22 protein-coding genes and 1 pseudogene are annotated in these 25,153 nt (G+C 71.1%); 12 read left to right on the plus strand and 11 right to left on the minus strand.

Annotated elements, in window-relative coordinates:
- Positions 1-146: 146 nt before the first annotated feature.
- Complete coding sequence (locus tag O7553_RS14905) at positions 147-1,397, plus strand: globin domain-containing protein (protein ID WP_281555386.1); 1,251 nt, start codon at positions 147-149, stop codon at positions 1,395-1,397.
- A 305-nt stretch (positions 1,398-1,702) separates the two neighbouring features.
- On the opposite strand, the gene O7553_RS14910 is transcribed toward O7553_RS14905, so the two are convergent.
- Positions 1,703-2,356, minus strand: coding sequence for a Sir2 family NAD-dependent protein deacetylase (locus O7553_RS14910; RefSeq protein ID WP_281555387.1), 654 nt, complete (start codon positions 2,354-2,356; stop codon positions 1,703-1,705).
- Positions 2,357-2,531: 175 nt separating this feature from the next.
- On the opposite strand from O7553_RS14910, the gene O7553_RS14915 reads away from it, so the two are divergent.
- Complete coding sequence (locus O7553_RS14915; protein WP_281555388.1) at positions 2,532-3,167, plus strand: hypothetical protein; 636 nt, start codon at positions 2,532-2,534, stop codon at positions 3,165-3,167.
- An 813-nt stretch (positions 3,168-3,980) separates the two neighbouring features.
- On the opposite strand, the gene O7553_RS14920 is transcribed toward O7553_RS14915, so the two are convergent.
- Positions 3,981-4,910, minus strand: coding sequence for a carbohydrate kinase (locus tag O7553_RS14920; protein ID WP_281555389.1), 930 nt, complete (start codon positions 4,908-4,910; stop codon positions 3,981-3,983).
- 424 nt (positions 4,911-5,334) lie between these two features.
- Here O7553_RS14920 and O7553_RS14925 point away from each other — a divergent pair, with 424 nt between their 5' ends.
- Positions 5,335-6,369, plus strand: coding sequence for a lytic polysaccharide monooxygenase (locus O7553_RS14925; protein WP_281555611.1), 1,035 nt, complete (start codon positions 5,335-5,337; stop codon positions 6,367-6,369).
- Between the two features lie 135 nt (positions 6,370-6,504).
- Here the strand turns inward: O7553_RS14925 and asnB are convergent, their stop codons facing one another.
- Positions 6,505-8,508 carry an asparagine synthase (glutamine-hydrolyzing) gene (gene asnB, locus O7553_RS14930; protein WP_281555390.1) on the minus strand — a complete coding sequence of 668 codons (2,004 nt, stop codon included), beginning with the start codon at positions 8,506-8,508 and terminating at the stop codon, positions 6,505-6,507.
- A 127-nt stretch (positions 8,509-8,635) separates the two neighbouring features.
- Between asnB and O7553_RS14935 the strand changes: the two genes are divergently transcribed.
- Positions 8,636-10,123: an aminopeptidase P family protein gene (locus O7553_RS14935; RefSeq protein ID WP_281555612.1), complete on the plus strand. Its 1,488-nt coding sequence runs from the start codon at positions 8,636-8,638 to the stop codon at positions 10,121-10,123.
- An 87-nt stretch (positions 10,124-10,210) separates the two neighbouring features.
- On the opposite strand, the pseudogene O7553_RS14940 reads toward O7553_RS14935, so the two are convergent.
- The 3 genes and pseudogenes from O7553_RS14940 to O7553_RS14950 form a co-directional block, all read right to left on the minus strand.
- Positions 10,211-11,557, minus strand: a pseudogene (locus tag O7553_RS14940) (alpha-1,6-glucosidase domain-containing protein); the annotation flags it as partial.
- A 182-nt stretch (positions 11,558-11,739) separates the two neighbouring features.
- Positions 11,740-12,408 carry a cellulose binding domain-containing protein gene (locus O7553_RS14945; protein WP_281555391.1) on the minus strand — a complete coding sequence of 223 codons (669 nt, stop codon included), beginning with the start codon at positions 12,406-12,408 and terminating at the stop codon, positions 11,740-11,742.
- Between the two features lie 174 nt (positions 12,409-12,582).
- Positions 12,583-12,972, minus strand: a complete 390-nt coding sequence (locus O7553_RS14950; protein ID WP_281555392.1) for a hypothetical protein — start codon at positions 12,970-12,972, stop codon at positions 12,583-12,585.
- 194 nt (positions 12,973-13,166) lie between these two features.
- On the opposite strand from O7553_RS14950, the gene O7553_RS14955 reads away from it, so the two are divergent.
- Both O7553_RS14955 and O7553_RS14960 read left to right on the plus strand, forming a co-directional pair.
- Positions 13,167-15,962, plus strand: a complete 2,796-nt coding sequence (locus tag O7553_RS14955) for an aconitate hydratase (RefSeq protein ID WP_281555393.1) — start codon at positions 13,167-13,169, stop codon at positions 15,960-15,962.
- An 81-nt stretch (positions 15,963-16,043) separates the two neighbouring features.
- On the plus strand, positions 16,044-16,289 hold the full coding sequence (locus O7553_RS14960) for a DUF2630 family protein (protein WP_281550380.1): 246 nt from the start codon (positions 16,044-16,046) through the stop codon (positions 16,287-16,289).
- Between the two features lie 25 nt (positions 16,290-16,314).
- Here O7553_RS14960 and O7553_RS14965 read toward each other — a convergent pair whose 3' ends face one another.
- Positions 16,315-16,959: an HAD family hydrolase gene (locus O7553_RS14965; protein WP_281550381.1), complete on the minus strand. Its 645-nt coding sequence runs from the start codon at positions 16,957-16,959 to the stop codon at positions 16,315-16,317.
- A gap of 116 nt (positions 16,960-17,075) precedes the next feature.
- Here O7553_RS14965 and O7553_RS14970 point away from each other — a divergent pair, with 116 nt between their 5' ends.
- The 6 genes from O7553_RS14970 (at position 17,076) to mug (ending at position 21,445) form a co-directional block, all read left to right on the plus strand.
- The gene (locus tag O7553_RS14970) at positions 17,076-17,657 is read left to right on the plus strand and encodes a TetR/AcrR family transcriptional regulator (RefSeq protein WP_281550382.1); all 582 of its coding nucleotides are present in this window, start codon (positions 17,076-17,078) and stop codon (positions 17,655-17,657) included.
- An 87-nt stretch (positions 17,658-17,744) separates the two neighbouring features.
- Positions 17,745-18,629, plus strand: a complete 885-nt coding sequence (locus O7553_RS14975; protein WP_281550383.1) for a TIGR04222 domain-containing membrane protein — start codon at positions 17,745-17,747, stop codon at positions 18,627-18,629.
- A 5-nt stretch (positions 18,630-18,634) separates the two neighbouring features.
- Complete coding sequence (locus tag O7553_RS14980) at positions 18,635-19,483, plus strand: DUF692 domain-containing protein (RefSeq protein ID WP_281550384.1); 849 nt, start codon at positions 18,635-18,637, stop codon at positions 19,481-19,483.
- A gap of 113 nt (positions 19,484-19,596) precedes the next feature.
- Complete coding sequence (locus O7553_RS14985; RefSeq protein ID WP_348650113.1) at positions 19,597-20,010, plus strand: hypothetical protein; 414 nt, start codon at positions 19,597-19,599, stop codon at positions 20,008-20,010.
- A 93-nt stretch (positions 20,011-20,103) separates the two neighbouring features.
- Positions 20,104-20,865, plus strand: coding sequence for an SDR family oxidoreductase (locus tag O7553_RS14990; RefSeq protein ID WP_281550386.1), 762 nt, complete (start codon positions 20,104-20,106; stop codon positions 20,863-20,865).
- 34 nt (positions 20,866-20,899) lie between these two features.
- A complete protein-coding gene (mug, locus tag O7553_RS14995; RefSeq protein ID WP_281550387.1) occupies positions 20,900-21,445 on the plus strand; it encodes a G/U mismatch-specific DNA glycosylase in 546 nt (181 codons plus the stop codon).
- Positions 21,446-21,448: 3 nt separating this feature from the next.
- Here the strand turns inward: mug and O7553_RS15000 are convergent, their stop codons facing one another.
- The 4 genes from O7553_RS15000 to O7553_RS15015 form a co-directional block, all read right to left on the minus strand.
- Positions 21,449-21,760: a hypothetical protein gene (locus tag O7553_RS15000; RefSeq protein WP_281550388.1), complete on the minus strand. Its 312-nt coding sequence runs from the start codon at positions 21,758-21,760 to the stop codon at positions 21,449-21,451.
- A gap of 27 nt (positions 21,761-21,787) precedes the next feature.
- The gene (locus O7553_RS15005; protein ID WP_281550389.1) at positions 21,788-23,791 is read right to left on the minus strand and encodes an ABC transporter ATP-binding protein; all 2,004 of its coding nucleotides are present in this window, start codon (positions 23,789-23,791) and stop codon (positions 21,788-21,790) included.
- Between the two features lie 116 nt (positions 23,792-23,907).
- Positions 23,908-24,762, minus strand: a complete 855-nt coding sequence (locus O7553_RS15010) for an enoyl-CoA hydratase/isomerase family protein (protein WP_281550390.1) — start codon at positions 24,760-24,762, stop codon at positions 23,908-23,910.
- 46 nt (positions 24,763-24,808) lie between these two features.
- Positions 24,809-25,036 carry a helix-turn-helix domain-containing protein gene (locus tag O7553_RS15015; RefSeq protein WP_123602399.1) on the minus strand — a complete coding sequence of 76 codons (228 nt, stop codon included), beginning with the start codon at positions 25,034-25,036 and terminating at the stop codon, positions 24,809-24,811.
- Between the last annotated feature and the right edge of the window lie 117 nt (positions 25,037-25,153).

The following is a 25,153-nucleotide window of genomic DNA, read 5'->3' on the forward strand; positions in this document are numbered from 1 at the left end:
GACCCTAGTCAGCCACGGCAGACGGCACGGCCCGGCGTGAACGGCCCGGCCCGGCGCGGTGTGATCGGGGCTCGGGACCAATGGCCCTAAAAGAGGAGTCACAGATTCCTGTTTAGTGGCGTCGTACCCGTCCGATCCCCAAAGGAGTGACCGTGCTCTCGAAGTCCTCAGCAGCGGTGGTGACCGCGACCCTGCCCGTCGTACAGACCCACGGCGAGGCCATCACCAGCCGGTTCTACCAGCGGATGTTCGCCGCCCATCCGGAGCTGCTGGATCTGTTCAACCGGGGTAACCAGGCGACCGGCCGCCAGCAGGCGGCGCTGGCCGCCGCGGTGGTCGCCTACGCCGAGCACCTGACCGGGCGCAGCACGCTGCCCTGGGCGCCGATCCTGGACCGGATCGCACACAAGCACGCCTCCCTCGGCATCACCGCCACTCAGTATCCGATCGTCGGACGCCATCTGCTCGCCGCCGTCGGCGAGGTGCTCGGCGACGCCGTGACGCCCGAGGTCGCGGCGGCGTGGGACGAGGTCTACTGGCTACTGGCCTGCGAGCTGATCGCCCGGGAGGCCCGGCTGTACACCGTCGCCGGCCTTCCCTTGCGGGCCGGTGCCGGCTGGCGGCCGTGGCGGATCGTCGAGAGGATTCCGGAGACCGCCGACATCGTGTCGCTGATCCTGGCCCCGGCCGACGGCGACCCGGCACCCACCTTCACCCCCGGCCAGTACGTCTCGGTCGCGGTTGATCTGGCCGGCGGCCAGGGTCAGCAGATCCGCCAGTACAGTCTGTCCGGCCGTCCCGGCGCCGCGACCTGGCGGATCACCGTCAAACGGCTCCGGGGCGGGGCCGGCGCGGCGGGCGGGTCAGCCGGGTCGCCGGCACCGGACGGAACAGTCTCCAGCCAGCTGCACGACCGGACCGCCGTCGGTGACGTCCTGCGGCTGAGCCCGGCGTTCGGCGAGGTCAGCTCCATCGGCGCGCTCGGCGTGCCGCTGCTGCTGGTCAGTGCCGGGATCGGCGTCACCCCGGCGATGGCCGCCCTCGCCCAGCTGGGCGCGGTCGCGCCGGCCCGCGAGGTGGTGCTGGTGCACGCCGACCGGTCGGCGGCCGCGCACCCGTTGCGCCACGAGCTGCCGGAGCTCCAGCAGCGGATGCCCAACCTGTCGGTACACCTGTGGTACGAGGACGCCACCGACGGCGGGCTCCCCGATTTGAAGGCGACGATCCACCCCGGATGGGTCGATCCGGCACGGATCCCGCTCGCACCGGACACGTACGCGCACCTGTGCGGGCCGGTGCCGTTCATGGCGCAGGTTCGTGGCGAGCTGCTGCGCCGGGGCATGCCGGCTGAGCGGATCGGCTACGAGGTGTTCGGGCCGGGGATGCTGGCAGGCTGAGCCGCCGACACCGCCGTCGGCGGGCGACGGTCAACAGCACCGCCGAGTCCTCGTCGGCGTACAGCGCGTGCCGGGCATCCGGGATGACCAGCAGGTCGCCCGTCTCGCCCGGCCAGGACCGGTCTCCGGCGACCAGCCGGATCCGGCCACGCAGGTGCTGCGCACGTTCTGCCGCCGCTCACCCCGAGAGCCACTCATCTCGAGAGCCGCTCAACCCGAGACAAGAGCCGGCAGGACCGTACCGATCGGCTCGCGCACCACCGCGTCGGCGATCGTGTCGTACGGGGTCGGCGCGGCGTTGATGATCACGACGCGGGCACCGGACTCGGCGGCGATCTCGACCAGCCGGCGGCCGGCTGCACCGTCAGCGAGGTGCCGACGGCGAGCATCAGGTCGCAGTCGGCGACGGCCCGCGCCGCCCGCCGCAGGGTCGGTCCGTGCAGCGACTGGCCGAACGAGATCGTCGCCGTCTTGAGGATGCCGGCGCAGTGCCGGCAAGCCGGGTCGTCCTCACCGGCGGCCACCCGGTCCAGGACCTCCTGGATGCCCGTACGGTCGGCGCAGCCGAGGCATTCGGCCTCGTACAACGTGCCGTGGATTTCGATCACGGTGTCCGGTGAGTTGCCGGCCCGCTGATGCAGCCCGTCGATGTTCTGGGTGACGATCGCAGCCAGCTTGCCGGCGCGCTCCCACTCGACCAACGCGGCGTGGCCGACGGAGTCTGTGGAGATGCCGGCTCCGGTCGACGCAACGATCCGGCGGGCGTCGGCGACCCATTCGGTGACCTGTCGGATGTCGACGTCGTCGCGTAGACCGCTCATCCTGCGACGGTAGCCGGCGTCACCGTCGGACGACGACTCCGGCCGGGCCAGCGCGTCCTCGTCCGGCCAGACCATGACCACCGACGGATTCCACTCCACCGGCCGAAACGGGGACAACGCACACGAGTTCCCGGTCACCTGTTCACGGGTGACCGGGAACTCGTCACGTTTGCCGTGAGCTATTAGCAGGACTGCGTCACATACCCGGTGGCCGCGCCGACGTGGGATGCCACCTCACGCCAGATTCCACCCGATAACGTGGCTTCAACCTGCGATCTCTACCGCCCCTATAGATCCCATTACCATCCGTCGGTTGCGGTCTTCTTGCGGCATCATCGGCGTCCGGCGGGGCTATGTCCCATCGGCCACCAATCTGCCCATCAAGAAATGCACCGCGCATCGAGTCAGCACCACGATCGTCGCCGCGCGGTACATCACCACCGTCACCACGAGAAAACTGACCACTAGAATACTCTACGTAGATACGTTGTATGCGATAGCCGATCGGACGACGAACACCTGGCTGACTGCGCTCAACAGCACGCGCCGCAATGAGGTAATCACTCACGAGCCGGTCGACTGCAGCACCTTCCGTCTCCGCCTCGACGAAGGCCTCGACTTCGATGACCCCTTCGACAGCGTCACTGGAGGTCGAAATATCTGCGACCTTAGCGGCATCCGCAACCCCGAGGATCCCTTCCAAGATGTGTTTTGCATCTGCGTGCAGTTCGGCCTCGACTGGCCGCAAGCCGGAGCTCCACCATCGGGGCACGACTCGCAAGACGACTCTAACCTCCACTCCCGCACCAGCTCCCTATGGGATCCAAGCCTCCAATTCCGCTTCCGCACCCTTCTGGGGCGCCGCCGACAGTCTAGCGAGTTAGCCCAATCCAGAAGTCTCTTGGCATACCTCTCGGCGTTCTGCGGGCGCCAGCTTACACTTCTCTGATGGCAACCCTTGGCGCAGACAATCGCTCCCTCCGGTTGATCCAGTTCAACCGTGAAATTGCGGATTCTCAGATCCTCCAAGACGTTATTGACCTCGATATCGGGATGGATTTGGAATCCAAACGCTCCCATTCTTCTCCCAACGTTGGGCACCCCTACCGCACGGCGCAGCGGTCCGTACCACAACGAGCGGATGCCCCATGGGTGACGCGGAGACTTTGTGGATCTCTAAGCACTCAGCACTTCAGCGCCAAGAGGCCCCGAGCATCAAGGCTTATCAGTATTCATACCAGCGCATACTTATCATCCTGGTAACTTACCGCAGTTCCATAAATGTCGACGGACAATCTGTCCGTCGACCCATTTCCGGAGGCACCCGCAGCAGCGGACACGCCGGCCGTGATGTACGCGAGGCGGCGTCGAAGTCCGACGCAGTGAGCGCCAACCATGGCCGAGATCCGGGCGGTCGCCGCAACCCACCGTCTGACAACTCTGGCGAGGCGGACCGGTACGAGCCCGATCCGGACTGGACTAGGCCTGCGTGTGGACGAGCTGCGGGGAGCATGGCGGCCAACGGACGCTTGCACGCGAGCCCCAGACGCGGACGTGACCGGAGCCTCATCCGGTTAGCGCTCACCTACACCGGTCAAGGTTCCAGCGATACTCGTGTGAGATGTCCGCGAAACCTGGGTCCCACGTGGATTCTCACCTGGATGGAGCCGACTGCCACCGAGGTCGCCGACCGGGTGCACGCGCTGCCGACCCGGTCTCGCCGCCAACGTCAGCGACGACCAGGTCAGCCGGGCGCAAAAAGTCAGCCGAAACGTTCGGCGACGGCCGCCCGGGTGGGCATCGACACCGCGCCGCCCGGTGACTCGCACACCAGCCCCGCCACCTGTAGGGCGAACCCGACCCGGGCGGCCCAGCCGACGGCGTCGGCCGGCAGCCCGGTGCCGAGCAGTTCGGCGATCAGTGCGGCCATCACCGAGTCGCCGGCGCCGGTGGCGTCGACCGCGGCCACCGTCGGGGCGGCCACGGTCAGCACCTCGCGGCCGGCGCTGACCAGGGCGCCGGCCGCGCCCCGGGTGACCACCACCGCACCGGCACCGAGATCGTGCAGCAGCGCGGCGGCGGTCACCGGGTCGGCACCGTCGTAGAGCACCTCGGCGTCGGCGGCGCTCAGCTTGACCAGGTCGGCGGTTGCCGCGAAGCCGGCGACGACCTGCCGGTACGCAGCCAGCGAAGCGGTGTCGGGCAGCAGCCGGGGCCGGACGTTGGGGTCGAACACCCGCAGCCCGCCGGTGCCCGCCCAGGCCTGTCGGGCGGCGACCCGGGTCGGCTCGCACAGCAGCGCGATAGAGCCGCAGTAGAGCACGGCGGCGTCGCCGACCAGTTTCCCATCGAGGCTGGCCGGTTCGAGCAGCCCGTACGAGGGTGGGTCGCCGTAGAAGCGGAAGTCCGGCTCGGCGCCGGTGAAGGTGGCCACCGCCAGGGTGGTGGGCGCGGGCACGGTGACCATGGCCCGGTCGCCGACCCCGGCGGTACGCAGGAAGTCTCGGATCCGGTCGGCGAGCGGGTCGTCGCCGAGGGCCCCGGCGAACTCGACCGCACCGCCGAGCCGGGCGACGCCGACCGCGACGTTCAGCGGCGCCCCGCCGATCACCTGGCGGTAGACCGGTTGGCCGGCGCATTCGCCGTCGAGCAGGTCGATCAGTGCCTCGCCGAGCACCACCGCGTACCGCATGGATCTTCCTTCCACCTGCAGTTTTGCCGCTCCGAAGTCTGCCAGGTCGGCGCCCCGGCACCGGCCGCCACCCCGCACCCCGCACCTCACATCGAGCAGCGACTATTGCACTTCCGATCGATGTATGGTGGGATATCGATTACCAGGACGGCGTGGGGGCAACTCGCTGTCCTTCGGACTCGCCGGGAGCTGCGCGAGCGCGCTAGACGTCCATCGGACGGCACGTCGGTCGACCGCGTCCGCGGCACGGCCGGCCAGTCGCCGTTCCTCCTTATGTTTCCTGACGTTCCGCCATGTCGGAACCCATCGCCCTGTCCGCCGGCCCGGGTCTGTCCCGTGCCGTGGACCGGTTCACGAAGGAGTCTCGGTGAAAGCTCTACGCAGAGTGGCGGTAGTCGCCGCCGCTTCCGCGCTCACCGCCGGCCTGCTCACGGTGGTGACCCCCAACGCGGCTTCCGCGCACGGTGCCGCCATGGCGCCGGGCAGCCGCACCTACCTCTGCTGGGTCGACGGTCTGTCGCAGTCCGGCCAGATCATCCCGCAGAACCCGGCCTGCTCGGCCGCCGTCGCCCAGAGCGGCGCCAACTCGCTGTACAACTGGTTCAGTGTGCTGCGCTCCGACGCGGGTGGCCGCACCACCGGTTTCATCCCCGACGGACAGCTGTGCAGCGGTGGCAACTCCGGCTTCTCCGGCTACAACCTGGCCCGCAACGACTGGCCGCTGACCCACCTGACCGCCGGTGCCCGGATGGAGTTCAAGTACAGCAACTGGGCCCACCACCCTGGCACGTTCTACTTCTACGTGACCAAGGACAGCTGGAGCCCGAACCGCGCGCTGGCCTGGAGCGACCTGGAGGCGACGCCGTTCCTGACGGTGACCAACCCGCCGCAGCGGGGCGCGGTCGGCACCAACGACGGCCATTACTACTTCAGCGGCAACCTGCCCAGCAACAAGAGCGGCCGGCACATCATCTACTCGCGGTGGGTCCGCTCGGACAGCCAGGAGAACTTCTTCGGCTGCTCGGACGTCACGTTCGACGGTGGCAACGGTGAGGTCACCGGGATCGGGGGCAACCCGAACCCGACCCCGCCGCCGACCACCGCTCCGCCGCCCACCACGGCCCCGCCGACCACCGCGCCCCCGACCAGCAACCCGCCCACCGGCGGCTGCTCGGCGACCTACCGGACCACCAGCTCCTGGTCCGGTGGATTCCAGGGTGAGGTGACGGTCACCAACAACAGCTCCGCGAGCATCGGCGGATGGACCACGACCCTGAACTTCGGCAGCGGGGTCACCATCAACAGCCTGTGGAGCGGCACCCACACGGTGAGCGGATCGAGTGTCACCGTCCGCAACGCGGCCTGGAACGGGTCGCTGTCGCCGAGCGGGTCGACCACGTTCGGCTTCGTCGCCAACGGCAGCCCCGGCACACCGTCGACGGCCTGCTCCGCGAGCTGATCCACCGCCGCACACGGCAGATCCCCACCTGACCGGGCCCGGCAGCGCAAACGCTGCCGGGCCCGGTCGGTGCGTGGCCTCGCAGGTCGAGTCGACGCGTGACTCGGTAGTCCCGGCGACGCGGACCGCGGTGGGTCAGGCCACCATCGACCCGACCACCGGCTTGGTGAGCAGCGCCGACTGGTTGCGCCGGATGCCGGGGTCGAGCGAACGTTCCACGAAGATCGCGTGCCAGATGCAGAACACCAGCACCGTCCACACCTTGCGGGAGTGGTCGGCCTCCTCACGCTTGTGCTCGTCGAGCAGCCGCATCGCGTACGACAGGTCGAGCAGGTCACCGGCGCCCGAGGTGGCGAAGATGTGCCGGGCCCACTCGTACATCTCGCCGCGCAGCCACACCCGGGTCGGGGTCGGGAAGCCGAGCTTGCGGCGGTTCACGATGGCCGGCGGCACCACGGCCTGCAGGGCCTGGCGCATCGCGTACTTGGTGGCGTCGGAGCGGGGCGGCAGCCGTAGCTCCACCGGGATCTTCGCGGCCACGTCGAAGACCTCCTTGTCGAGGAAGGGCACCCGCACCTCCAGCGAATGCGCCATCGAGATCCGGTCCGCCTTGACCAGGATGTCGCCGCGCAGCCAGGTGTACAGGTCGACGTACTGCATCTTGGTGACGTCGTCGAGCTCGGCGCACTCGGCGTAGATCGGCGCGGTCACGTCGGTGTAGCGCACCGACGGGTCGTAGCGGCGCAGCAGGTGCCGCTTCTCCTCCTCGGTGAACATCCGCGCGTTGCCGTAGTAGCGCTCCTCGATCGGGGTGGTGCCGCGTTCCAGGAAGCTCTTACCCTTGACCCCCTGTGGGATCACCTTCGAGACGGCACGCAGCCCTTTCTGCATCGGATCCGGCAGTCCGTGCACCGCGCCCAGCGACAGCGGCTCGCGGTAGATGGTGTAGCCGCCGAAGAACTCGTCCGCGCCTTCGCCGGAGAGCACCACCGTCACGTGTTCGGCGGCCTTCTGCGCCACGAAGTACAGCGGCACCAGCGCCGGGTCGGCCACCGGGTCGTCCAGGTGCCAGACGATGCGCGGCAGCGCCTCCATCATGTCCTGTGGCCCGATCTTCGTCGGGATGGTGGTCACGTTCAGGTGCCGGGCCGAGTCCTGGGCGACCTCGATCTCCGAGTAGCCCGACACGTCGTACCCGACGGTGAAGGTCAGGATGTTCGGGTTGAACTCGCGGGCCAGCGCCACCACCGCGGTCGAGTCGATGCCGCTGGACAGGAACGCTCCGACCGGCACGTCGGCCCGCATGTGCATGCGTACGCTCTCCCGCAGCGTCTCGCGGATCTCGTCGTACAGCCGCTGCGGGTCCGGCGTCGGCGTCGGCCGGAAGATCGGCTGGTACCAGCGGCGGACCTGTACACCACCGGCCGGGTCCGGCGCCGGCCCACCGGTCGTCGGGTCCAGCGCCGGCGGCGACCAGGTCAGGCACTCCCCGGAGCCGATCCGGCTGATTCCGGAGTGCAGGGTGCGCGGCTCGGGCACGTACTGCAGGGTCAGATAGTGCGACAGGTTCGCGGTGTCCACCCCGGCGTCGCCGGCACCCGCGGCGGCGGAGAACGGCAGCAGCGCTTTCTTCTCCGAGGCCAGGTAGATGCCGTCCGGGGTCTGCAGGTAGTGCAGCGGCTTGATGCCGAAGTAGTCCCGGGCGCCGAACGCGCGACGCCGCTGCCGGTCCCAGATCACGAAGGCGAACATGCCGCGCAGCTTGTGCAGCACCTTCTCGCCCCAGTAGTGGTATCCGGCGACGATCACCTCACCATCACCGGCGGTGGCGAACTGCGCGCCGAACTCCCGGACCAGCTGGTCCCGCAGCTCGATGTAGTTGTAGATCTCGCCGTTGAAGGTGAGCAGGTAGCGGCCGTCGGCGTAGGCGAGCGGCTCCTGGCTGGACGCCACGTCGATGATGGCCAGCCGCTTGTGCGCGAACACCGCGTCCGCCCACCGGCCGGTCGGGTCGCCGATCACCTCCACGCCGGTCTCGTCCGGGCCACGGTGGTGCAGGCATTCCAACGCGTGGGCGATCGCGTCGCGGTGTGCGCCGGCGTCGCCGCGGGCGCTGAAAAAGGCCAGGAGTCCGCACATGGCAGACATCTTTTCACGAGCCGGTCACGCGGTACCGTCGAGTACGCCCAACCGTGGGGAGGACGCAGTGACACACGATCAGACCGAGGGCACGGCACCGGACCGGGCCGGAGCCACCGGCACCGAGATGACCGCCGAAGGCACCGAGACGACCGCCGAGGTCGCCGCCGAGCAGCCGCGCACCGAGTCGCACGACCCGGACTTCCCGGAGAAGCTCCTGGAGTTCATGCGCACCGGCTGGCGCGACGACACGCTGCCGCTCGCCCCGCGCGCCGAGGTGCCGAACCACGCCCGCCGCCGTGCCGCCCTCGCCGACGCCTTCCCCGGCGAGACCCTGGTGGTGCCCACCGGCACCGAGAAGACCCGGGCCAACGACACCGACTACCCGTTCCGGCCGGGCAGCGACTTCGTCTACCTGACCGGTGACCACGATCCGGACAGCGTGCTGGTGCTGCACCCGACCGGCGACGGACACGACGCGGTGCTCTACACCCGGCAGCGGTCGTCGCGCGACAACGACGAGTTCTTCCGCAGCCGCGACGGCGAGCTGTGGGTGGGCCGGCGGCGCACCCTGGCGGAGAAGTCCACCGAGCTGGGCCTGCGCACGGCGCCGCTGAGTGAGCTGCCGCAGGCGTTGGCCGGGTGCGCGCCCGCCCGGACCCGGGTGCTGCGCGGCTTCGACCCGCGGGTGGACGCGGCGGTGCTGCCGTACGACAGCGGCGACGACGCCGGGGCCCGCGACCGCGAGCTGGCCACGGCGATCGCCGAGGCGAAGCTGGTCAAGGACGAGTGGGAGGTCGCCCAGCTGCAGGCGGCGATCGACGCGACGGTCCGCGGCTTCGAGGACGTGGCCCGGGTACTGCCGGCCGACCGACCGGTCGCCGAACGGCTGCTGGAAGGGGTCTTCGCGCTGCGGGCCCGGCACGACGGCAACGACGTCGGCTACGGATCGATCGTCGGCGCGGGCGCGCACGCGACGATCCTGCACTGGGTACGCAACGACGGCGTCACCCGTCCGGGTGACCTGCTGCTGATGGACATGGGCGTGGAGGGGCACCACCTCTACACCGCCGACGTGACCCGGACCCTGCCGGTGTCCGGCCGGTTCACCGCCCTGCAGCGCCAGGTCTACGACATCGTCTACGCCGCGCAGCAGGCCGGAATGGACTACATCAAGCCGGGGGTGAAGTTCAGCGACGTGCACCAGACCTGCATGCGGGTGCTCGCCGAAGGCCTGGCCGAGCTGGGCGTGCTGCCGGTCAGCGTGGACGAGGCGATGGAGAAGGAGTCGACCGTCTACCGCCGGTGGACGCTGCACGGCTTCGGCCACATGCTCGGCATCGACGTGCACGACTGCTCGTACGCCCGTAAGGAACGCTACCGCGACGGCGAGCTCGGCGAGGGGTACGTGCTGACCGTCGAGCCCGGCCTGTACTTTCAGCCGGAGGACGAGCTGGTGCCCGAGGAGCTGCGCGGCGTCGGCATCCGGATCGAGGACGACGTGCTGGTCACCGCCGCCGGCGCGGTGAACCTGTCGGCCGGGCTGCCCCGGCAGGCCGACGAGGTCGAGGCCTGGCTGGCGGCGCAGCGCGACGCCGGCCCCCGGCTGCCCTGACGCACGCCTGCCCTGACGCACGCCCGCCCCGACCATTGTCGGCCCCGATCTGCACCGGATCGGCACCGGTGCCGATCCGGTGGGCCGTCAGGTCGGCCCGACGAAGACCGCCACGGTACGCGGCGGCACGGTGAACGTGCCGGTGGCGGCGTCGAAGCTGGCCTGCCGGCTCACCGGGGCGGCCGAGTCGCGCAGCACCGGGTGCAGTTCGACGGCGGCCCGGCGTAGCTCGGGCAGCCGCTGCCGGGCGGTCTGCGGAGTCGCGTTGAAGATCACCGTCACCGACCCCCACCGCCGGTCCAGGCCGGCGGAGCGCAGCCGCATGGTGATCACGCCGGGGGTCTCGGCCGGCCCGGCCAGCGGGAAGCTGACCCGCTGCTGCACCTCGCGGGCGGTGGACAGGGCGAACACCGGTGACGAAGCACGGATTCGCAGCAGTTCGGCGTACCGGGCGGCGGTCGCCTCGATCGTGGCGCAGTCCGGCACCAGGGCCGGGTCGGCGAGCAGCGGTCCGGCGTACGGCCATTTGTCGGCGTTGTCGGCGGCAGCCCGGCGCCGAATCCGTTGCCGGCAGCGCAGTCCCAGCGGATCTGGTTGAACCAGTCCCCCGAGTTGTACGAGTTGCGGTCCAACGACTTGGACCGCAACCGTTCACTGCCGGCGGTGACTAACCCGGTCCCCTGGGCGAAGACCACCGTCGACAGGGCGAGCAGCTGGGCACAGGGTCGGTCGCCGGCCGGCGAAGGTGACGCCGAGCGGGGCTTTCGTCGCGGCGGCGTACAGGTCGTCGAGCACGCCCGGCGTCTGCACGCCGGTGACCGCCAACAGGTTGCCCTCGTGGTCGCGTTCGGTGACGACGACCTGGCCGCGCAGCGCGGCGGCGAGCGTCGCCCGGTCCCGGGCATCGACGGTGAAGGCGCGGTGTGCCCACAGGTGCGGCAACGCCGCACGCTGGGTCTCGGTGAGCCCGTTGCGCCGCGCGGTCAGCGGGATCGACCGGTGGTCGCCGACGAGGTCGTCACCGTCGACCCGCAGCCCGCCGGCGGGTGCCCAGACCAGGTCGTAGCGTCTGCCGTCGGTCGGCCCGGTAGCCCAGGCCACGGTGGACCGGTCGATCCAGTGGGCCCGCTGGACGGTCAGGTCGAGGTCGCGGCGGGCACCGCCGGGTGCCGGTGGCAGCAGCCGCTGCGGGTCACCGGCGAGCAGCCACACCTCGCGGCCGACGGCGTCGAAGTCGAGCCGCTGGTCGGTCGGCAGATCCTTGTCGTCTCCCCGGTGGACGATGTAACTCAGCCCGGTCGCGTCGTCGGTCAGCGGCACCCGGAAGGTGACGCCGTAGTCGTCCCGGTCAGCGGGCGGCAGCGGATCGGCCCAGTCGGTGGGGGTGGCGGCGCCGTCCCAGACGTGCAGCCCCCAGCCGGTGTAGTCGCCGTCGGCGCATCGGCCACCGGCGCCGGGACGGCGGCCAAGGTGACGGCGAGGACGGCGGCGAGAGCATACGGCGCCAAGCGAAACGCACGGGTGCGGACGGGTGCGGCTTCCATCGACAGCCTTCCGTTGACGATGAGCGCACGCCAACCCTTGCTGCAAGATTCTGCAATAACTTGCAGGCGTGGTCAGTCCAGGTCGCAGGGCGCGCCGTTGGCCAGGCACCGCTGCGGTGTGGTGCCGTGACCGTGGCGTTCGAAGTGGAACCGCAGCGGTACCGACGAACGGGCCCCGACCGGCACCGAACCGGTGAAGACGTACTCCCGGCCGGACCGGCGCATGGTCGCCTGGGGCGCACCTTCGACCCACGCGGTGTGCATCCGGCTGACGTTGTCCGGGAAACTGATGGTCACGGTCCAGGCACGGTCGTACCGCGAGGTGTTCATTACCAGCACCTCGGCAATGAACCCGTCGCCGAACTGCTGGAGCACCCGGTAGCGGCCGATCACGTCGGGAGCGGCCGCCGGCGCCGAGGCGCTGGGCGCGGCGGGCGTGGTGACACGCGGTGGATCGTAGGACGGAGTGGACGGCAACGACGGCAAGGTGGCCGAGGTGGACGGCAGCAGCGAGGAGGAGGCCGGCCAGGAGGGAACCGGAGAGGACGAGGGAGCTGGCCGCAGGACCGCCTCGCCGGACGGCGGTGGGGCTGTGGCGACCAGCTGGCCGCCGGTGTTCACCGCCGGTGGGCTCACCGCGACCCGCGGCTCGGGCTCCGGCCGCACGGTCGGCTGTGACTCACCGATGGCCCGGGTCTGCACGGGTACACAGCCGGCGGCCACCAGAAGGATGACCACCATGACAGCGACTCCACTCAGGACGACCACCCACGGTGCCAGGGCGATCACGGTGGAGGGGGTCCAGGCGGTGCGCGCGGAGTGTCTGCCGTCCACGATGGCCCCCTTTATGCGCCGACGTCCCGCGGAAGAGTAGCGATTTCGACCCGCAACGCAAAAGGCCCAGTTACTGACTAGTTAGTGGAGTGGGGTAACAGTACAGATACGCACCGCGTCGCGACGAAGCCGCAACAGGTAGTGGAATCGCTGACCGGGCACCGACCGCCCGTCGGCGTCGAGGTACTCCCACTCCACCTCGACCGCCACCAACGCAATGCTCACCTGCCGAACCTGGTGGAAGCGGGCGTGCGACGCGACGATCCGCCGTTGGGCGTAATCGGGCGCGGCGCCGACGAAGGACAGCGCCACCGCCGCCGGCGAGGAGAACGCGAAGCTGTAGGCATCGGCGACGACCATCGCCGGCGACGCGAAGCAGTCCGCGATACCGGGCACATCGCCGGCGGTGATCGCCGCGCCGTACCGGTCAAAGAAGCCGGCGAGGGTGTCGAGGTCGGTCGAGGTGTCCACGAGACCGCGGTGCCCGGTGCGACCGCTCGACAAACCCGTCCCGGAAGCCGACACCGGGTTGCGACAATAGCAAGACGGACGTACGGTTTTGTTGCGAGCCGCGCTCCGGGTAAGTGTTACCTCACCCCGACGCCGCGGTAATCCGTACGAAAGACTGCCAGGACGACCAGGGACACAGCGGTAAGGAGTCCGACGTGGCGAGCCTCGACACCTTCGGTGCGAAGAGCCAGCTGCGCGTCGCCGACGCGAGCTACGAGATTTTCAAGATCAACACAGTGGCGGGTCACGAACACCTGCCGTACAGCCTGAAGATCCTGCTGGAGAACCTGCTCCGCACCGAGGACGGGGCCAACGTCACCGCCGAGCAGATCCGGGCACTCGGCTCCTGGGACCCGACCGCCGAGCCGAGCGTCGAGATCCAGTTCACCCCGGCCCGGGTCCTCATGCAGGACTTCACCGGCGTGCCGTGCGTGGTCGACCTGGCCACCATGCGGGAGGCCGTCCGCGAGCTCGGCGGCGACCCGACCAAGGTCAACCCGCTCGCGCCGGCCGAACTGGTCATCGACCACTCGGTCATCGCCGACCTGTTCGGCCGCGAGGACGCCTTCGCCCGCAACGTCGAACTGGAGTACGGCCGCAACAAGGAGCGCTACCAGTTCCTGCGCTGGGGGCAGACCGCGTTCAACGAGTTCAAGGTCGTCCCGCCCGGCACCGGCATCGTGCACCAGGTCAACATCGAGTATCTGGCGCGGACGATCATGGAACGCAACGGGCAGGCCTACCCGGACACCGTCGTCGGCACCGACTCGCACACCACGATGGTCAACGGGCTGGGCGTCGTGGGCTGGGGCGTCGGCGGCATCGAGGCCGAGGCCGCCATGCTCGGCCAGCCGGTCAGCATGCTGATCCCCCGGGTCGTCGGGTTCAAGCTGTCCGGCGAGGCACCCGCCGGCACCACCGCCACCGACCTGGTGCTCACCATCACCGAGATGCTGCGCCAGCACGGCGTTGTCGGCAAGTTCGTCGAGTTCTACGGACCCGGTGTCGGCGCCGTGCCGCTGGCCAACCGGGCCACCATCGGCAACATGTCGCCCGAGTACGGCTCCACCGTCGCGATCTTCCCGATCGACGCGGAGACCATCAACTACCTGCGGCTCACCGGCCGCGACGACGCGCAGGTAGCGCTGGTCGAGGCGTACGCCAAGGAACAGGGCCTGTGGCACGACCCGGCCGCCGAACCGTACTACTCGGAGCGGCTCGAGCTCGACCTGTCGACCATCGAGCCGTCGCTGGCCGGACCGAAACGCCCGCAGGACCGGGTGCCGCTGGGCAGCGCCAAGACCATGTTCCGCTCGGCGCTGACCGACTACGTCGCCGACGACCACACCCCGTCCGTGGCCGGCCCCGCCGACGAGGCCAGCGTCGAATCCTTCCCGGCCAGCGACCCGCCGGCCGCCGACGGCGCCGACGACCCGGCCGACAAACCGCACGAGCTGATCAGTGCCTCGGTCGGCGCCGGCGGACGGGCCAGCAAGCCGGTGCAGGTGACCGGTGCCGACGGCGCCCGGTTCGAGCTGGACCACGGGGCCGTGGTGATCGCGGCGATCACCTCCTGCACCAACACCTCCAACCCGCAGGTGATGCTCGGTGCCGCGCTACTGGCCCGCAACGCCGTCGACCGGGGGCTGGCCCGCAAGCCGTGGGTGAAGACCACCCTGGCACCGGGTTCCAAGGTCGTCATGGACTACTACGAGCGGGCCGGCCTCACCCCGTACCTGGAGAAGCTCGGCTTCCACCTGGTCGGCTACGGCTGCACCACCTGCATCGGCAACTCCGGCCCGCTGCCCGAGGAGATCTCCGCCGCGGTCAACGAACACGACCTGACCGTGGTGTCGGTGTTGTCCGGCAACCGCAACTTTGAGGGCCGGATCAACCCGGACGTCAAGATGAACTACCTGGCCTCGCCACCGCTGGTCGTCGCCTACTCCCTCGCCGGCACGATGGACATCGACCTGGCCAACGAGCCGCTCGGCACCGGATCCGACGGCCAGCCGGTGTTCCTGCGCGACATCTGGCCCAGCAACGCCGAGATCGAGCAGGTGCGGGCCAGCGCCATCGGCGCCGCCGGGTTCGGCGCCGCGTACGCCGACGTGTTCGCCGGCGACGAGCAGTGGCAGTCGCTGCCCACCCCCACCGGCGACACCTTCACCTGGGCCGACGAGTCGACCTACGTGCGCAAGCCCCCGTACTTCGAGGGCATGGCACCGACACCTCGGCCGGTGACCGACATCGCCGGTGCCCGGGTGCTGGCCAGGCTCGGCGACTCGGTGACCACCGACCACATCTCGCCGGCCGGTGCGATCAAGCCCGACTCCCCCGCCGGGCGCTACCTCAGCGAGCACGGTGTCCCCCGGCACGAGTTCAACTCGTACGGGTCCCGGCGCGGCAACCACGAGGTGATGATCCGGGGCACCTTCGCCAACATCCGGCTGCGCAACCAGCTGGTGCCGGGCGTCGAGGGCGGGTTCACCGTCAACCACCTGACCGGTGAGCAGACCAGCATCTACGACGCGTCGGTGGCGTACGCGCAGGCCGGCGTGCCGCTGGTGGTGCTGGCCGGCAAGGAGTACGGCTCCGGTTCGTCACGGGACTGGGCGGCCAAGGGCACCATGCTGCTCGGCGTACGGGCCGTCATCGCCGAGTCGTACGAGCGGATCCACCGCTCCAACCTGATCGGCATGGGGGTGCTGCCGCTGCAGTACCCGGCCGGGCAGGACGCCGCCTCCCTCGGGCTCACCGGCACCGAGACGATCGACATCGTCGGGGTGACCACGCTCAACGACGGCACCACTCCGCGTACGGTGACCGTGCGCACCGACACGGGTGTCGAGTTCGAGGCCGTGGTCCGGATCGACACCCCGGGCGAGGCCGACTACTACCGGCACGGCGGCATCCTGCAGTTCGTGCTGCGCAAGATGCTGGCCAGCTGATCCGGTCACGGATGAACGGCGGCGGTGGGTGGTGACCCGGTCCGGTCACCACCCACCGCCGTGTTGTGCCAAGCTCGGACCATGGACGACAGGACCTTGCTGGCCCGAATCCAGGAACTGGTCGACGAGGAGCACGAGCTGCGTGGCAGGTTCGCCGCCGGGCAGCTCTCCGCAGACGAGGAACACGCCCGACTGGGCGCGCTGGAAGAGGCGCTCGACCAGTGCTGGGACCTGCTGCGTCGCCGCCGGGCCGCCCGGGACGGCGGCGGCGACCCGGACGCCGTCCAGCCACGGCCCACCGGCGAGGTGGAGAGTTACCTGCAGTAGTGGCTGCGGCGAGGAGAACCGCAGGTCAGCCGGCCAGCACCGCGGCCACGGCCGGGATCACACCGGACGCTTCCCGGGTCGGCGCGTACCGCTCGTCCAGCCAGTTGCGGCCCCGGTGCAACCAGACGCTGGGCAGTCCGGCCGCGGCGGCTCCGCCGATGTCGGCCTCCGGGCTGTCACCCACCATCCAGGCGCCGCGTAGCCGCATCCGCACGCTCTGCGCGGCCAGTGCGAAGATCCTCGGGTTGGGTTTGCTGACCCCGGCGGCCTCCGAGATCACCCAGTCGGCCACGTACCGGTCCAGGCCGGTCCGGCGGATTTTCGCCTCCTGCTGGCGGGCCGTCCCGTTGGTGACTATCACCGGCACCCAGCCGGCGTCCCGTGCGATCGCCAACGAACAGGCCACCAGCGGATCCAGCCGGGTGTGCCGCACGACGCCGTCGTGCAGCTCCTCGACCAGGTCGACCGACGACGACCGGAGTCGATACCGCTCCCGGAGCGCGTCGGCCAGATCCCACCGGTCGGTCAGCCCGTCGGCATCGACGGAGACCAGCCAGTCGATGTCGTCTCGTGGGGCACCGACCGAGTCCAGGAATTCCTGACCCCACACGCGAAACGCCCCGGCCCGGTCGAGCAGGGTGTTGTCCAGATCCAGGAGCAGGAGTGGCACGGGCGCACCTTACGCGACACCGTATGGCGGGGAACAGTCCCAGAATGTAAACGAGTACCGGTAGCAAGCCGTACGTACGGCTTGCTACCGGTCTGCCCACCTGACACGATCACATCATGCCCCGGGTGAGCCAGATCCAGCTCGACGCACGCCGCCAGGAGATCCTCGCCGCCGCCCGGGTCTGCTTCGCCCGGCACGGGTACGAAGGTGCCACCGTCCGCCGGCTGGAGGAGGCCACCGGGCTGTCCCGGGGAGCGATCTTCCACCACTTCCGGGACAAGGACTCACTGTTCCTGGCGGTCGCCGAGGACGACGCGGCCGCGATGGTCGAGACGGTGGCCCGCAACGGCCTGGTCCAGGTGATGCGCGACCTGCTCACCCGGGCAGACTCCCCGGACACCGCCGGCTGGCTGGGCAGCCAGCTCGAGGTGTCCCGGCGGCTGCGTACCGACCCGGACTTCGCCCGGCGCTGGGCCGCCCGGTCCGCCGCGATCGCCGAGGCGACCCGGGAGCGGCTCGGCCGCCAACGCGATGCCGGCGTGCTGCGCGACGACGTACCGATCGACGTCCTGGCGCGGTTCCTGGAACTGGCCTACGACGGGCTGGTGCTGCAGCTGGCAATGGGGCGGCCGGGCAGCGACCTCGGCGCCGTCCTCGACATCGTCGAGGAGGCGGTACGTCGACCTCCGCCACGCTGACCGGTGGCACGGCTGTCCCACAATAGGGACCACCGTCAGCGCGGGAGCGTCGGTGACCCGACGCCCGCCCAGCGACCAGGAGACCCTATGACGCCCGGTGACACTTGGGGCATCCCCGGCCCCACCTTCCTCGTCGTCTTCGGACTGACCGCGCTGGTGCTCCTCGTCGCCAACCTCGGCTACCGGCGGATCGCGCTCTCCGGGCACGACGGCCGCACCGGATCACTCGGCGGCGCCGAGGTCGCGTACCTCAACGGCGGGGGCCGGTTGGCTGTGTACGCCAGCCTGGCGGCGTTGCGCTCGGCAGGCAGCGTCGACGTCGGCAGCCGCGGCACGTTGCGGGCCGCCGGTCCGCTGCCGGCCGGTGCCGGGCAGCTCGACCAGGCGGTCCACCACGCCGCGCAGCGCCAGGTACGGGTCCGCGACCTGCAGACCGACCAGTGGGTCGTCGACGCGCTGCACCGGATGCGCGACGGGCTGGTCGCCGCCGGCCTGGCCATCGGTGACGGCCAACGCCGTACCGCCCGGCTGCTCGCCGGCACGGTCGGGATCCTCGCCGCCGTCGGTGTGCTGCGGGTGTTCGCCGGCGCCGCGAACAACCGGCCGGTCGGCTACCTGGTGCTGATGCTCGCGGTCACCGTACCGGTGGCACTGGTGCTGTTCTTCTCGGTGCCGCGCCGCACCCGGGCCGCGAATCGCCTCCTCACCAAACTGCGCAGCCAGTACCGTCACCTCTCGCCGACCCTGCGGCCGGCCCCCGCGACGTACGGTGTCGCCGGCGCTGCGATGGGGGTCGGCGTTTTCGGAGCGGCGTCCTTGTGGGCCATGGACCCGGCGTTCGCGGGGACCGCGGAGATCCAGCGGGTGAGCGCCGGCACCGGGCCCTCCGGTTGGGGCGGTGACAGCGGCGGGGGCGGCGGTGACGGAGGTGGCGGCTGCGGCGGTGGTTGCGGCGGCGGCTGCGGCGGATGAGCCCGATGTCCGCCGCCGTCTGGCCGCCCAACCCCGACGGTGGCCTCGGGGTCGGCCTCGGCTGGCGGCCGGAGATCTCCGGCTTCGTCGATGGATTGCCCGGATTGCGCTTCTGCGAGGTGATCGCCGAGTCCGTCGACCCCGGCCGGCCACTGGACGACGGGCTTCGCCGGCTCCGTGAGCGGGGGGTGACCGTCGTGCCACACGGCGTACGGCTGTCCCTTGGCAGTGCCGAGCCGGTCGAGCCGGACCGGGCCGACCGGCTCGCGGGCGTCGCCGAGCTGCTGGACGCGCCCCTGGTCAGCGAACACATCGCCTTCGTCCGGGCCGGCGGGGTCGAGGCCGGGCATCTGCTGCCGCTGCCCCGCACCTGGGCGGCGGTCGACACGGTCGTCGGCAACGTCCGGCGGGTGTCCGCCGAACTGCCGGTGCCGGTCGCGCTCGAACCGATCGCTGCGGTGTTCGACTGGCCCGACGACGAGCTCGACGAGGCCGACTTCGTCAGTGAGATCATCGAACGCTCCGGTGCACTGCTGCTGTTGGACGTCGCGAACGTCTACGCCAACGCCCGCAACCGGGGCGACGACCCGGTCGCCCTGCTCGACCGGCTGCCGCTGGAACGCATCGCGTACGTGCACGTCGCCGGCGGTGCCGCCGACCGGGACGGGATCTACCACGACACGCACACCGACCCGGTCCCGGCCGGGGTGCTGCAGCTGCTCGCCGAGCTGTGCGCCCGGCGGCGGCCACCAGCGGTGCTGCTGGAGCGGGACGGGCACTATCCGCCGGGCGAGGTGCTGCGCGCCGAGTTGGACTCCATCGCGGCGGCTGCCGGGCTGGGCCGGATCACGTGACCGGGCGGGTGTCGTCCGGCGTCGGCTCCGACCCCCGAGCCGAGCGCGCCGCCCCCCGACGGGCGGAGCTCGCCGCCGCTCGGCAGGCGGAGCTCGCCGCCGCCCAGCGTGCGCTGGTCGCATCCCTCGTCGACGGCACCGATCCGCCACCCGGATTCGACCCGCACCGGCTGGCGGTCGCCCGTACCGCGTTGACCCGCAAGCGGGCCGGCGAGGTGGCCCGGCACTGGCCGCTGCTGGCCGCCTCGCTGGGTGACGCCTGGCCGGCCGCGTTCGTCCGCTGGGCAACCGGCCGACGACCGGCGGGCGGGCTGCGTGACGGCTGGGACTTCGCCCGGGCGCTTGCCGCCGACAACCGTCTGCCGGGCCTGGCCATGGCGGAGCTGGCCGGCCGGGAGGTCGGCTGGCGCTACGACGGGTCGTCGGTTCCCCGCCGACGCCGACTTCCGGCGGTACGCCGGCTGCCCGGCGGGTGGGCGGTCCAGGTCGGCGGTCAGGTACGGACGTTCGGCGGCCGCCGCCGGTAGCCGTCCCGGATGATCCGCCGGGCCGTCGGCCGGCGGGGTCACAACCGGCGGGGTCACAACCGGCGGCGTCGCGGCATGCGGCAGGATCGGGCCATGGATCTGGGCCTCGAAAACCGGGTGTACGTGCTCACCGGCGCGTCCCGTGGACTCGGCTACGCCACCGCCGCCTGTCTGGTCGCCGACGGGGCGCGGGTGGTACTCGCCGCCCGGGACACCGCCAGAGTGACGGCGGCGGCGCAACGTCTCGGCGGCCCGCAGCACGCGATCGCGGTCAGCGCCGACCTGGGCGAGCCGGGCTGCGCGGCACACCTGGTCGCGACGGCCCATGAGCACTTCGGCCGGCTCGACGGGGCGTTGATCTCGGTCGGCGGGCCGAAACCCGGTCCCAGCCACGCGGTCAGCGACGAACAGTGGCGGGCGGCGTTCGACACGGTATTCGTCGGCACGGTACGGGCGGTACGGACCGTCGCCGACGCGCTACCCGCCGGCGGGGCGGTCGCCGTGGTGCTGTCGACGTCGGCCCGGATGCCGCTGCCCGGACTGGGCATCTCCAACGGCCTGCGGCCCGGGCTCGCAGCGGTCGCCAAGGAGCTCGCCGACGGCTACGCCGGCCGGGGCATCCGGGTAGTCAGTCTGCTGCCCGGCCGGATCATGACCGATCGCAACGTGGAACTGTTCGCCGCGACCGACGATCCGCAGCAGGCCCGGGCCGAGGCCGAGGCCGACATTCCGCTCGGCCGGCTGGGCGAGCCGGCGGAGTTCGGCCGGGTGGCGGCGTTCGTCCTGTCCCCGGCGGCGAGCTATCTGACCGGCATCACGCTGCCCGTCGACGGCGGCGCGCTGCCCTGTCCCTGAACGGCTTCCCGGCGTGTCCACCGACCGGGTCACGATGGCGCAGCTCCTGGCCGACGCTGTCGGCCGTACCCTGCCCGACGTCGTCGGACCCGACCTCGACGTGTTGTTCTGTGGGATCAATCCGAGCCTGTACTCCGCTGCCGTCGGCCACCACTTCGCCCGCCCGGGCAACCGGTTCTGGCCGACACTGCACCGGTCCGGCTTCACGCCCCGACGGCTCGACCCCAGCGAGGACCATCTGCTGCCCGGGTTCGGGCTGGGCGTGACGAACCTGGTCGCCAGGGCGACGGCGCGGGCCGACGAACTCTCGCCGCCGGAGCTGGTCGCCGGAGGCGCGCGGCTCGTCCGGTTGGCCGCCGCGTACCGACCCCGGTGGATCGCCGTGGTCGGGGTGACCGCGTACCGGCTGGCGTTCGACCAGCGACGGGCGCTCGTCGGACCCCGACCCGAGGACCTCGGCGGCGCGAGGCTCTGGGTGCTGCCCAACCCGAGCGGGCTCAATGCCCACTACCAGCTCGACCGGCTCGTCGCCGAGTTCGACCGGCTGCGGCAGGCGGTGGCGGCCGAACCGCCACGATAGGTGTTACTGGTGGCGGGCCATCCGCTCGCGGATCAGCTGACCGAACAGGCCGGCCGGTTGTCCGCAGTCGAGACACTGAAGACCTTCGTCGAGACGTGGCCCCCCGCACTGGGCGCACCGGCCCCGGTCGCGGGGATCGTGGTACGACCGCAGGGCGGCGCAGAGCGCCGCAGCCACCGACTCGGTCAGTACGACAGGGTCGGCGTCGCCGACGCGAACCGCCACGCCAGCCGACCGGACCGGTGCCGGATCGAGCGGGGCCAGCCGCTGCGCGAACTCGCGCAGTGCCGCCGCAACCTCAGCCTCCAACTCCACCGGCCCAGCCTAGTCGACGGCGGGCCGCTATCCGGCGGCACCGCCGGGCGGCGGGGGCAGGTCCTGTTCAGTCGGAAAGGCGCGACCCGACCCGGCCGTCACTGGATCCAGCCCGGTGTCGTCGAGGTACGGGGTCGGCGAGTCGGCCACTGCGAACTGGGTGCGGTACAGCTCGGCGTACAGCCCGCCGGCGGCGATCAGCTCGGTGTGCCGGCCGCGCTCGACGATCCGGCCCTCGTCGAGGACGAGGATCTGGTCCGCGTCGCGCACCGTCGACAGCCGGTGCGCGATGACCAGTGCGGTACGGCCGGTCAGCGCGACCGACAGAGCGCGCTGCACCGCCGCCTCGGACTCCGAGTCGAGGTGGGCGGTGGCCTCGTCGAGGATGACGATCGACGGCGCCTTGAGCAGCAGCCGGGCGATGGCGATCCGCTGTTTCTCACCACCGGAGAAGCGGTAGCCGCGCTCCCCGACCACCGTGTCCAGCCCGTCCGGCAGGGCCCGGACCAGCTCCTCGACCTGTGCGCCGCGCAGCGCCGCCCACATCTCGTCGTCGGTGGCGTCCGGGCGGGCGTACCGCAGGTTCTCCGCGATCGTCTCGTGGAACAGGTGGGAGTCCTGGGTGACCACCCCGATGGTGTCGCGCAGCGAGTCGAGTGTCGCGTCGCGCACATCCACCCCGCCCACCCGGATCTCGCCGTCGGTCACGTCGTACACCCGGGAGACCAGCATCGCGGTGGTGCTCTTGCCGGCGCCGGACGGGCCGACCAGGGCGACCAGCTGCCCCGGCTCCACGGTGAACGACACCCCGCGCAGCACCGGCTCGGAGACGGTCCGGTCGAGCGTCGCGACGTCCTCCAGCGAGGCCAGCGAGATCTCGGCGGCGCTGGGGTACCGGAACCGGACGTCGCGGAACTCCAGTCGGCTCGAGCCGGGCGGCACGACGACGGCGTCCGGGCGCTCGGCGATCGACGGGGCGAGGTCGAGCACCTCGAACACCCGGTCGAAGGAGACCAACGCGCTCATCACGTCGACCCGCACGTTGCTCAACGCGGTCAGCGGCCCGTAGAGGCGGGTGAGCAGCAGGGCCAGGGTCACCACGGTGCCGGCGCTGACCGCGCCGGTGACCGCCAGCCAGCCGCCGAGTCCGTAGGTGAGCGCCTGGGCGAGCGAGGCGACCAGCAGCATCGCCACGAAGAAGGTACGCGAGTACATCGCCGACTGGATGCCGATCTCCCGGACCCGGTCGGCCCGCTCGGCGAACCGGCGTGCCTCGACCTCGGGCTGGCCGAAGAGCTTGACCAGTAGCGCGCCGGCGACCCCGAACCGCTCGGTCATCGTGGCGTTCATCTTGGCGTCGAGGTCGTACGACTCCCGGGTGATCTCCGCGAGCCGCTTGCCGACCCGGCGGGCCGGCACGATGAAGATCGGCAGCAGCACCAGGGACAGCGCGGTGATCTGCCAGGACAGGGTGAACATCACCGCGGCGGTGAGCACCAGCTGGATGACATTGCTGACCACACCGGACAGCGTCGAGGTGAAGGCCCGCTGGGCGCCGATCACGTCGTTGTTGAGCCGGCTGACCAGCGCACCGGTCTGGGTCCGGGTGAAGAACTGCAACGGCATCCGCTGCACGTGGTCGAAGACCCGGGTCCGCAGGTCCAGGATGATGCCCTCACCGATCCGGGCGGCGTACCAGCGTTGGGCCAGGGAGAGCAGCGCGTCCACCACGGCGAGACCGGCGATCAGCAGGGCCAGCCGGACCACGGTCGCGCCGGCGTCAGCGCGACCGGCGGTGATCGCGTTCACCACGTCGCCGGCGAGGACCGGGGTGGCGACCCCGATGCCTGCCGCCAGCACGACGGTGACCAGGAAGACGCTGATGTCCCGCCGGTACGGGCGGGCGAAGGCGACGATCCGCCGGGTGGTGCCCCGGCTGACCCGGTGGGAACTCAGCTGGTCGCCGTCGCGCATCGAGCGCAGCATGCCCCAGCCGGCCCCCATGCCACCCATCCCACCGGATCCAGCCATCGGCACCCGCCACCTTCGTCTCGCCACCGTCGCGGGTACCAGTGTCCCGGACGCCTACGACAACAGCTCAGGTAACTGGTGTCTTCCCGTTGAGGCCTTACTGCCCGACCCGGCGGCTACTCGCCGGCGCCGGTCAGGTCCCGGATCCGTCGGGTCTGCGCCTCCCGCTCGGCGCGCAGCTGGGCGGCGGGGGTGCGGTCGGTGGCTCCGGTGAGCAGGGCCTTGATCTCGACGACCGCGTCGCGGGGCCCGGCCAGCACGGCCGCGACCAGGTCGGCGACGGCCGGGGCCAGCTCCGTCGCGGGCACCACCAGGTTGGCCAGCCCGAGCCGATCGGCCTCGGCCGCGTCGAGCCAGCGACCGGTGACGCAGATCTCCAGGGCGCGGGCGTAGCCGACCAGGTCGACCAGTCGCCGGGTGCCGCCGAGGTCCGGCACCAGGCCGAGGGTCACCTCGGCCATCCGCAGCCGGGCGTCGTCGGCCAGGACGCGCAGGTCGCAGCCGAGGGCAAGCTGGAATCCGGCGCCGACGGCCGGCCCGTGCACGGCGGCGACGCTGATCACGTCGGGGCGGGCCAGCCAGGTGAAGGCCTCCTGGTACTCGGCGATCCGGGCGGCGCACTCGTCCGGCGACAGGGCGGCCAACGGCGACGGGGTCGGATCGTCACCGGGCGGACCGGTATCGGGAGAGTCGGCTCGCGGATGGTCGGTCGCGGCGAGATCCGCATCGGTGCCACCCGCAGCGCTGGGGTCGAGCAGTGCCTGGATCGCGCCCCGGTCGAGGCCTGCGGAGAAGGCCCGACCGGCGCCGCGGACCACCACGACGCGGACGTCGCCGCGCAGCTCCCGGCCGATGCCGCGCAGCGCCCGCCACATCTGCGGGGTTTGAGCGTTGAGCACGTCGGGCCGGTCCAACGTCACCGTCGCGACCGGCCCGTCGTAGTCGAGTCGTACGCCACCGGACACGGTCAACGAGGGCCTTGACCGTGACAGCGGGGTACGGGGCGCAACTGGATCGTCACCCCTTCTTGCGACGCCGAGCGCCGCCACGCTGGCGCAGTTGCACGCCGGACTCGGTGAGCACCCGGTGGACGAACCCGTACGAGCGGCCGGTGGAGGCCGCAAGGGCGCGGATGCTCTCGCCGGATGTGTACCGCTTGACCAGGTCCTTGGCCAGGGTCTGACGCTCGGCTCCGACGATCCGGCGACCCTTCTCGGTGGTGGCGGCTGTGCCGGTGGCTGCCATGCTGATTCCTCACGTCCCAGACTGTGCGGTTCGATGCGGTCCCACCTATTAGACCGTCTCCAACGATCATGCGCCAGATATCAACTGTTCGCCAACCGACACGCACAGCCCTGTCAG

The organism is Solwaraspora sp. WMMA2059 (genome assembly GCF_027497315.1).
In the GTDB taxonomy this organism is placed as follows: Bacteria; Actinomycetota; Actinomycetes; order Mycobacteriales; family Micromonosporaceae; genus Micromonospora_E.

Coding starts and splice junctions, on each gene's coding strand:
- O7553_RS14920 (WP_281555389.1), bottom strand. CDS start 4,910: ATGCGGTACGCGGTGGTGCTCGGCGAGGCACTGATCGACCTGCTCGAC.
- asnB (WP_281555390.1), bottom strand. CDS start 8,508: ATGTGCGGACTCCTGGCCTTTTTCAGCGCCCGCGGCGACGCCGGCGCA.
- O7553_RS14935 (WP_281555612.1), top strand. CDS start 8,636: ATGACCGCCGAAGGCACCGAGACGACCGCCGAGGTCGCCGCCGAGCAG.
- O7553_RS14945 (WP_281555391.1), bottom strand. CDS start 12,408: ATGGTGGTCATCCTTCTGGTGGCCGCCGGCTGTGTACCCGTGCAGACC.
- O7553_RS14960 (WP_281550380.1), top strand. CDS start 16,044: ATGGACGACAGGACCTTGCTGGCCCGAATCCAGGAACTGGTCGACGAG.
- O7553_RS14970 (WP_281550382.1), top strand. CDS start 17,076: ATGCCCCGGGTGAGCCAGATCCAGCTCGACGCACGCCGCCAGGAGATC.
- O7553_RS14975 (WP_281550383.1), top strand. CDS start 17,745: ATGACGCCCGGTGACACTTGGGGCATCCCCGGCCCCACCTTCCTCGTC.
- O7553_RS14980 (WP_281550384.1), top strand. CDS start 18,635: ATGTCCGCCGCCGTCTGGCCGCCCAACCCCGACGGTGGCCTCGGGGTC.
- O7553_RS14990 (WP_281550386.1), top strand. CDS start 20,104: ATGGATCTGGGCCTCGAAAACCGGGTGTACGTGCTCACCGGCGCGTCC.
- mug (WP_281550387.1), top strand. CDS start 20,900: ATGGCGCAGCTCCTGGCCGACGCTGTCGGCCGTACCCTGCCCGACGTC.
- O7553_RS15005 (WP_281550389.1), bottom strand. CDS start 23,791: ATGGCTGGATCCGGTGGGATGGGTGGCATGGGGGCCGGCTGGGGCATG.
- O7553_RS15015 (WP_123602399.1), bottom strand. CDS start 25,036: ATGGCAGCCACCGGCACAGCCGCCACCACCGAGAAGGGTCGCCGGATC.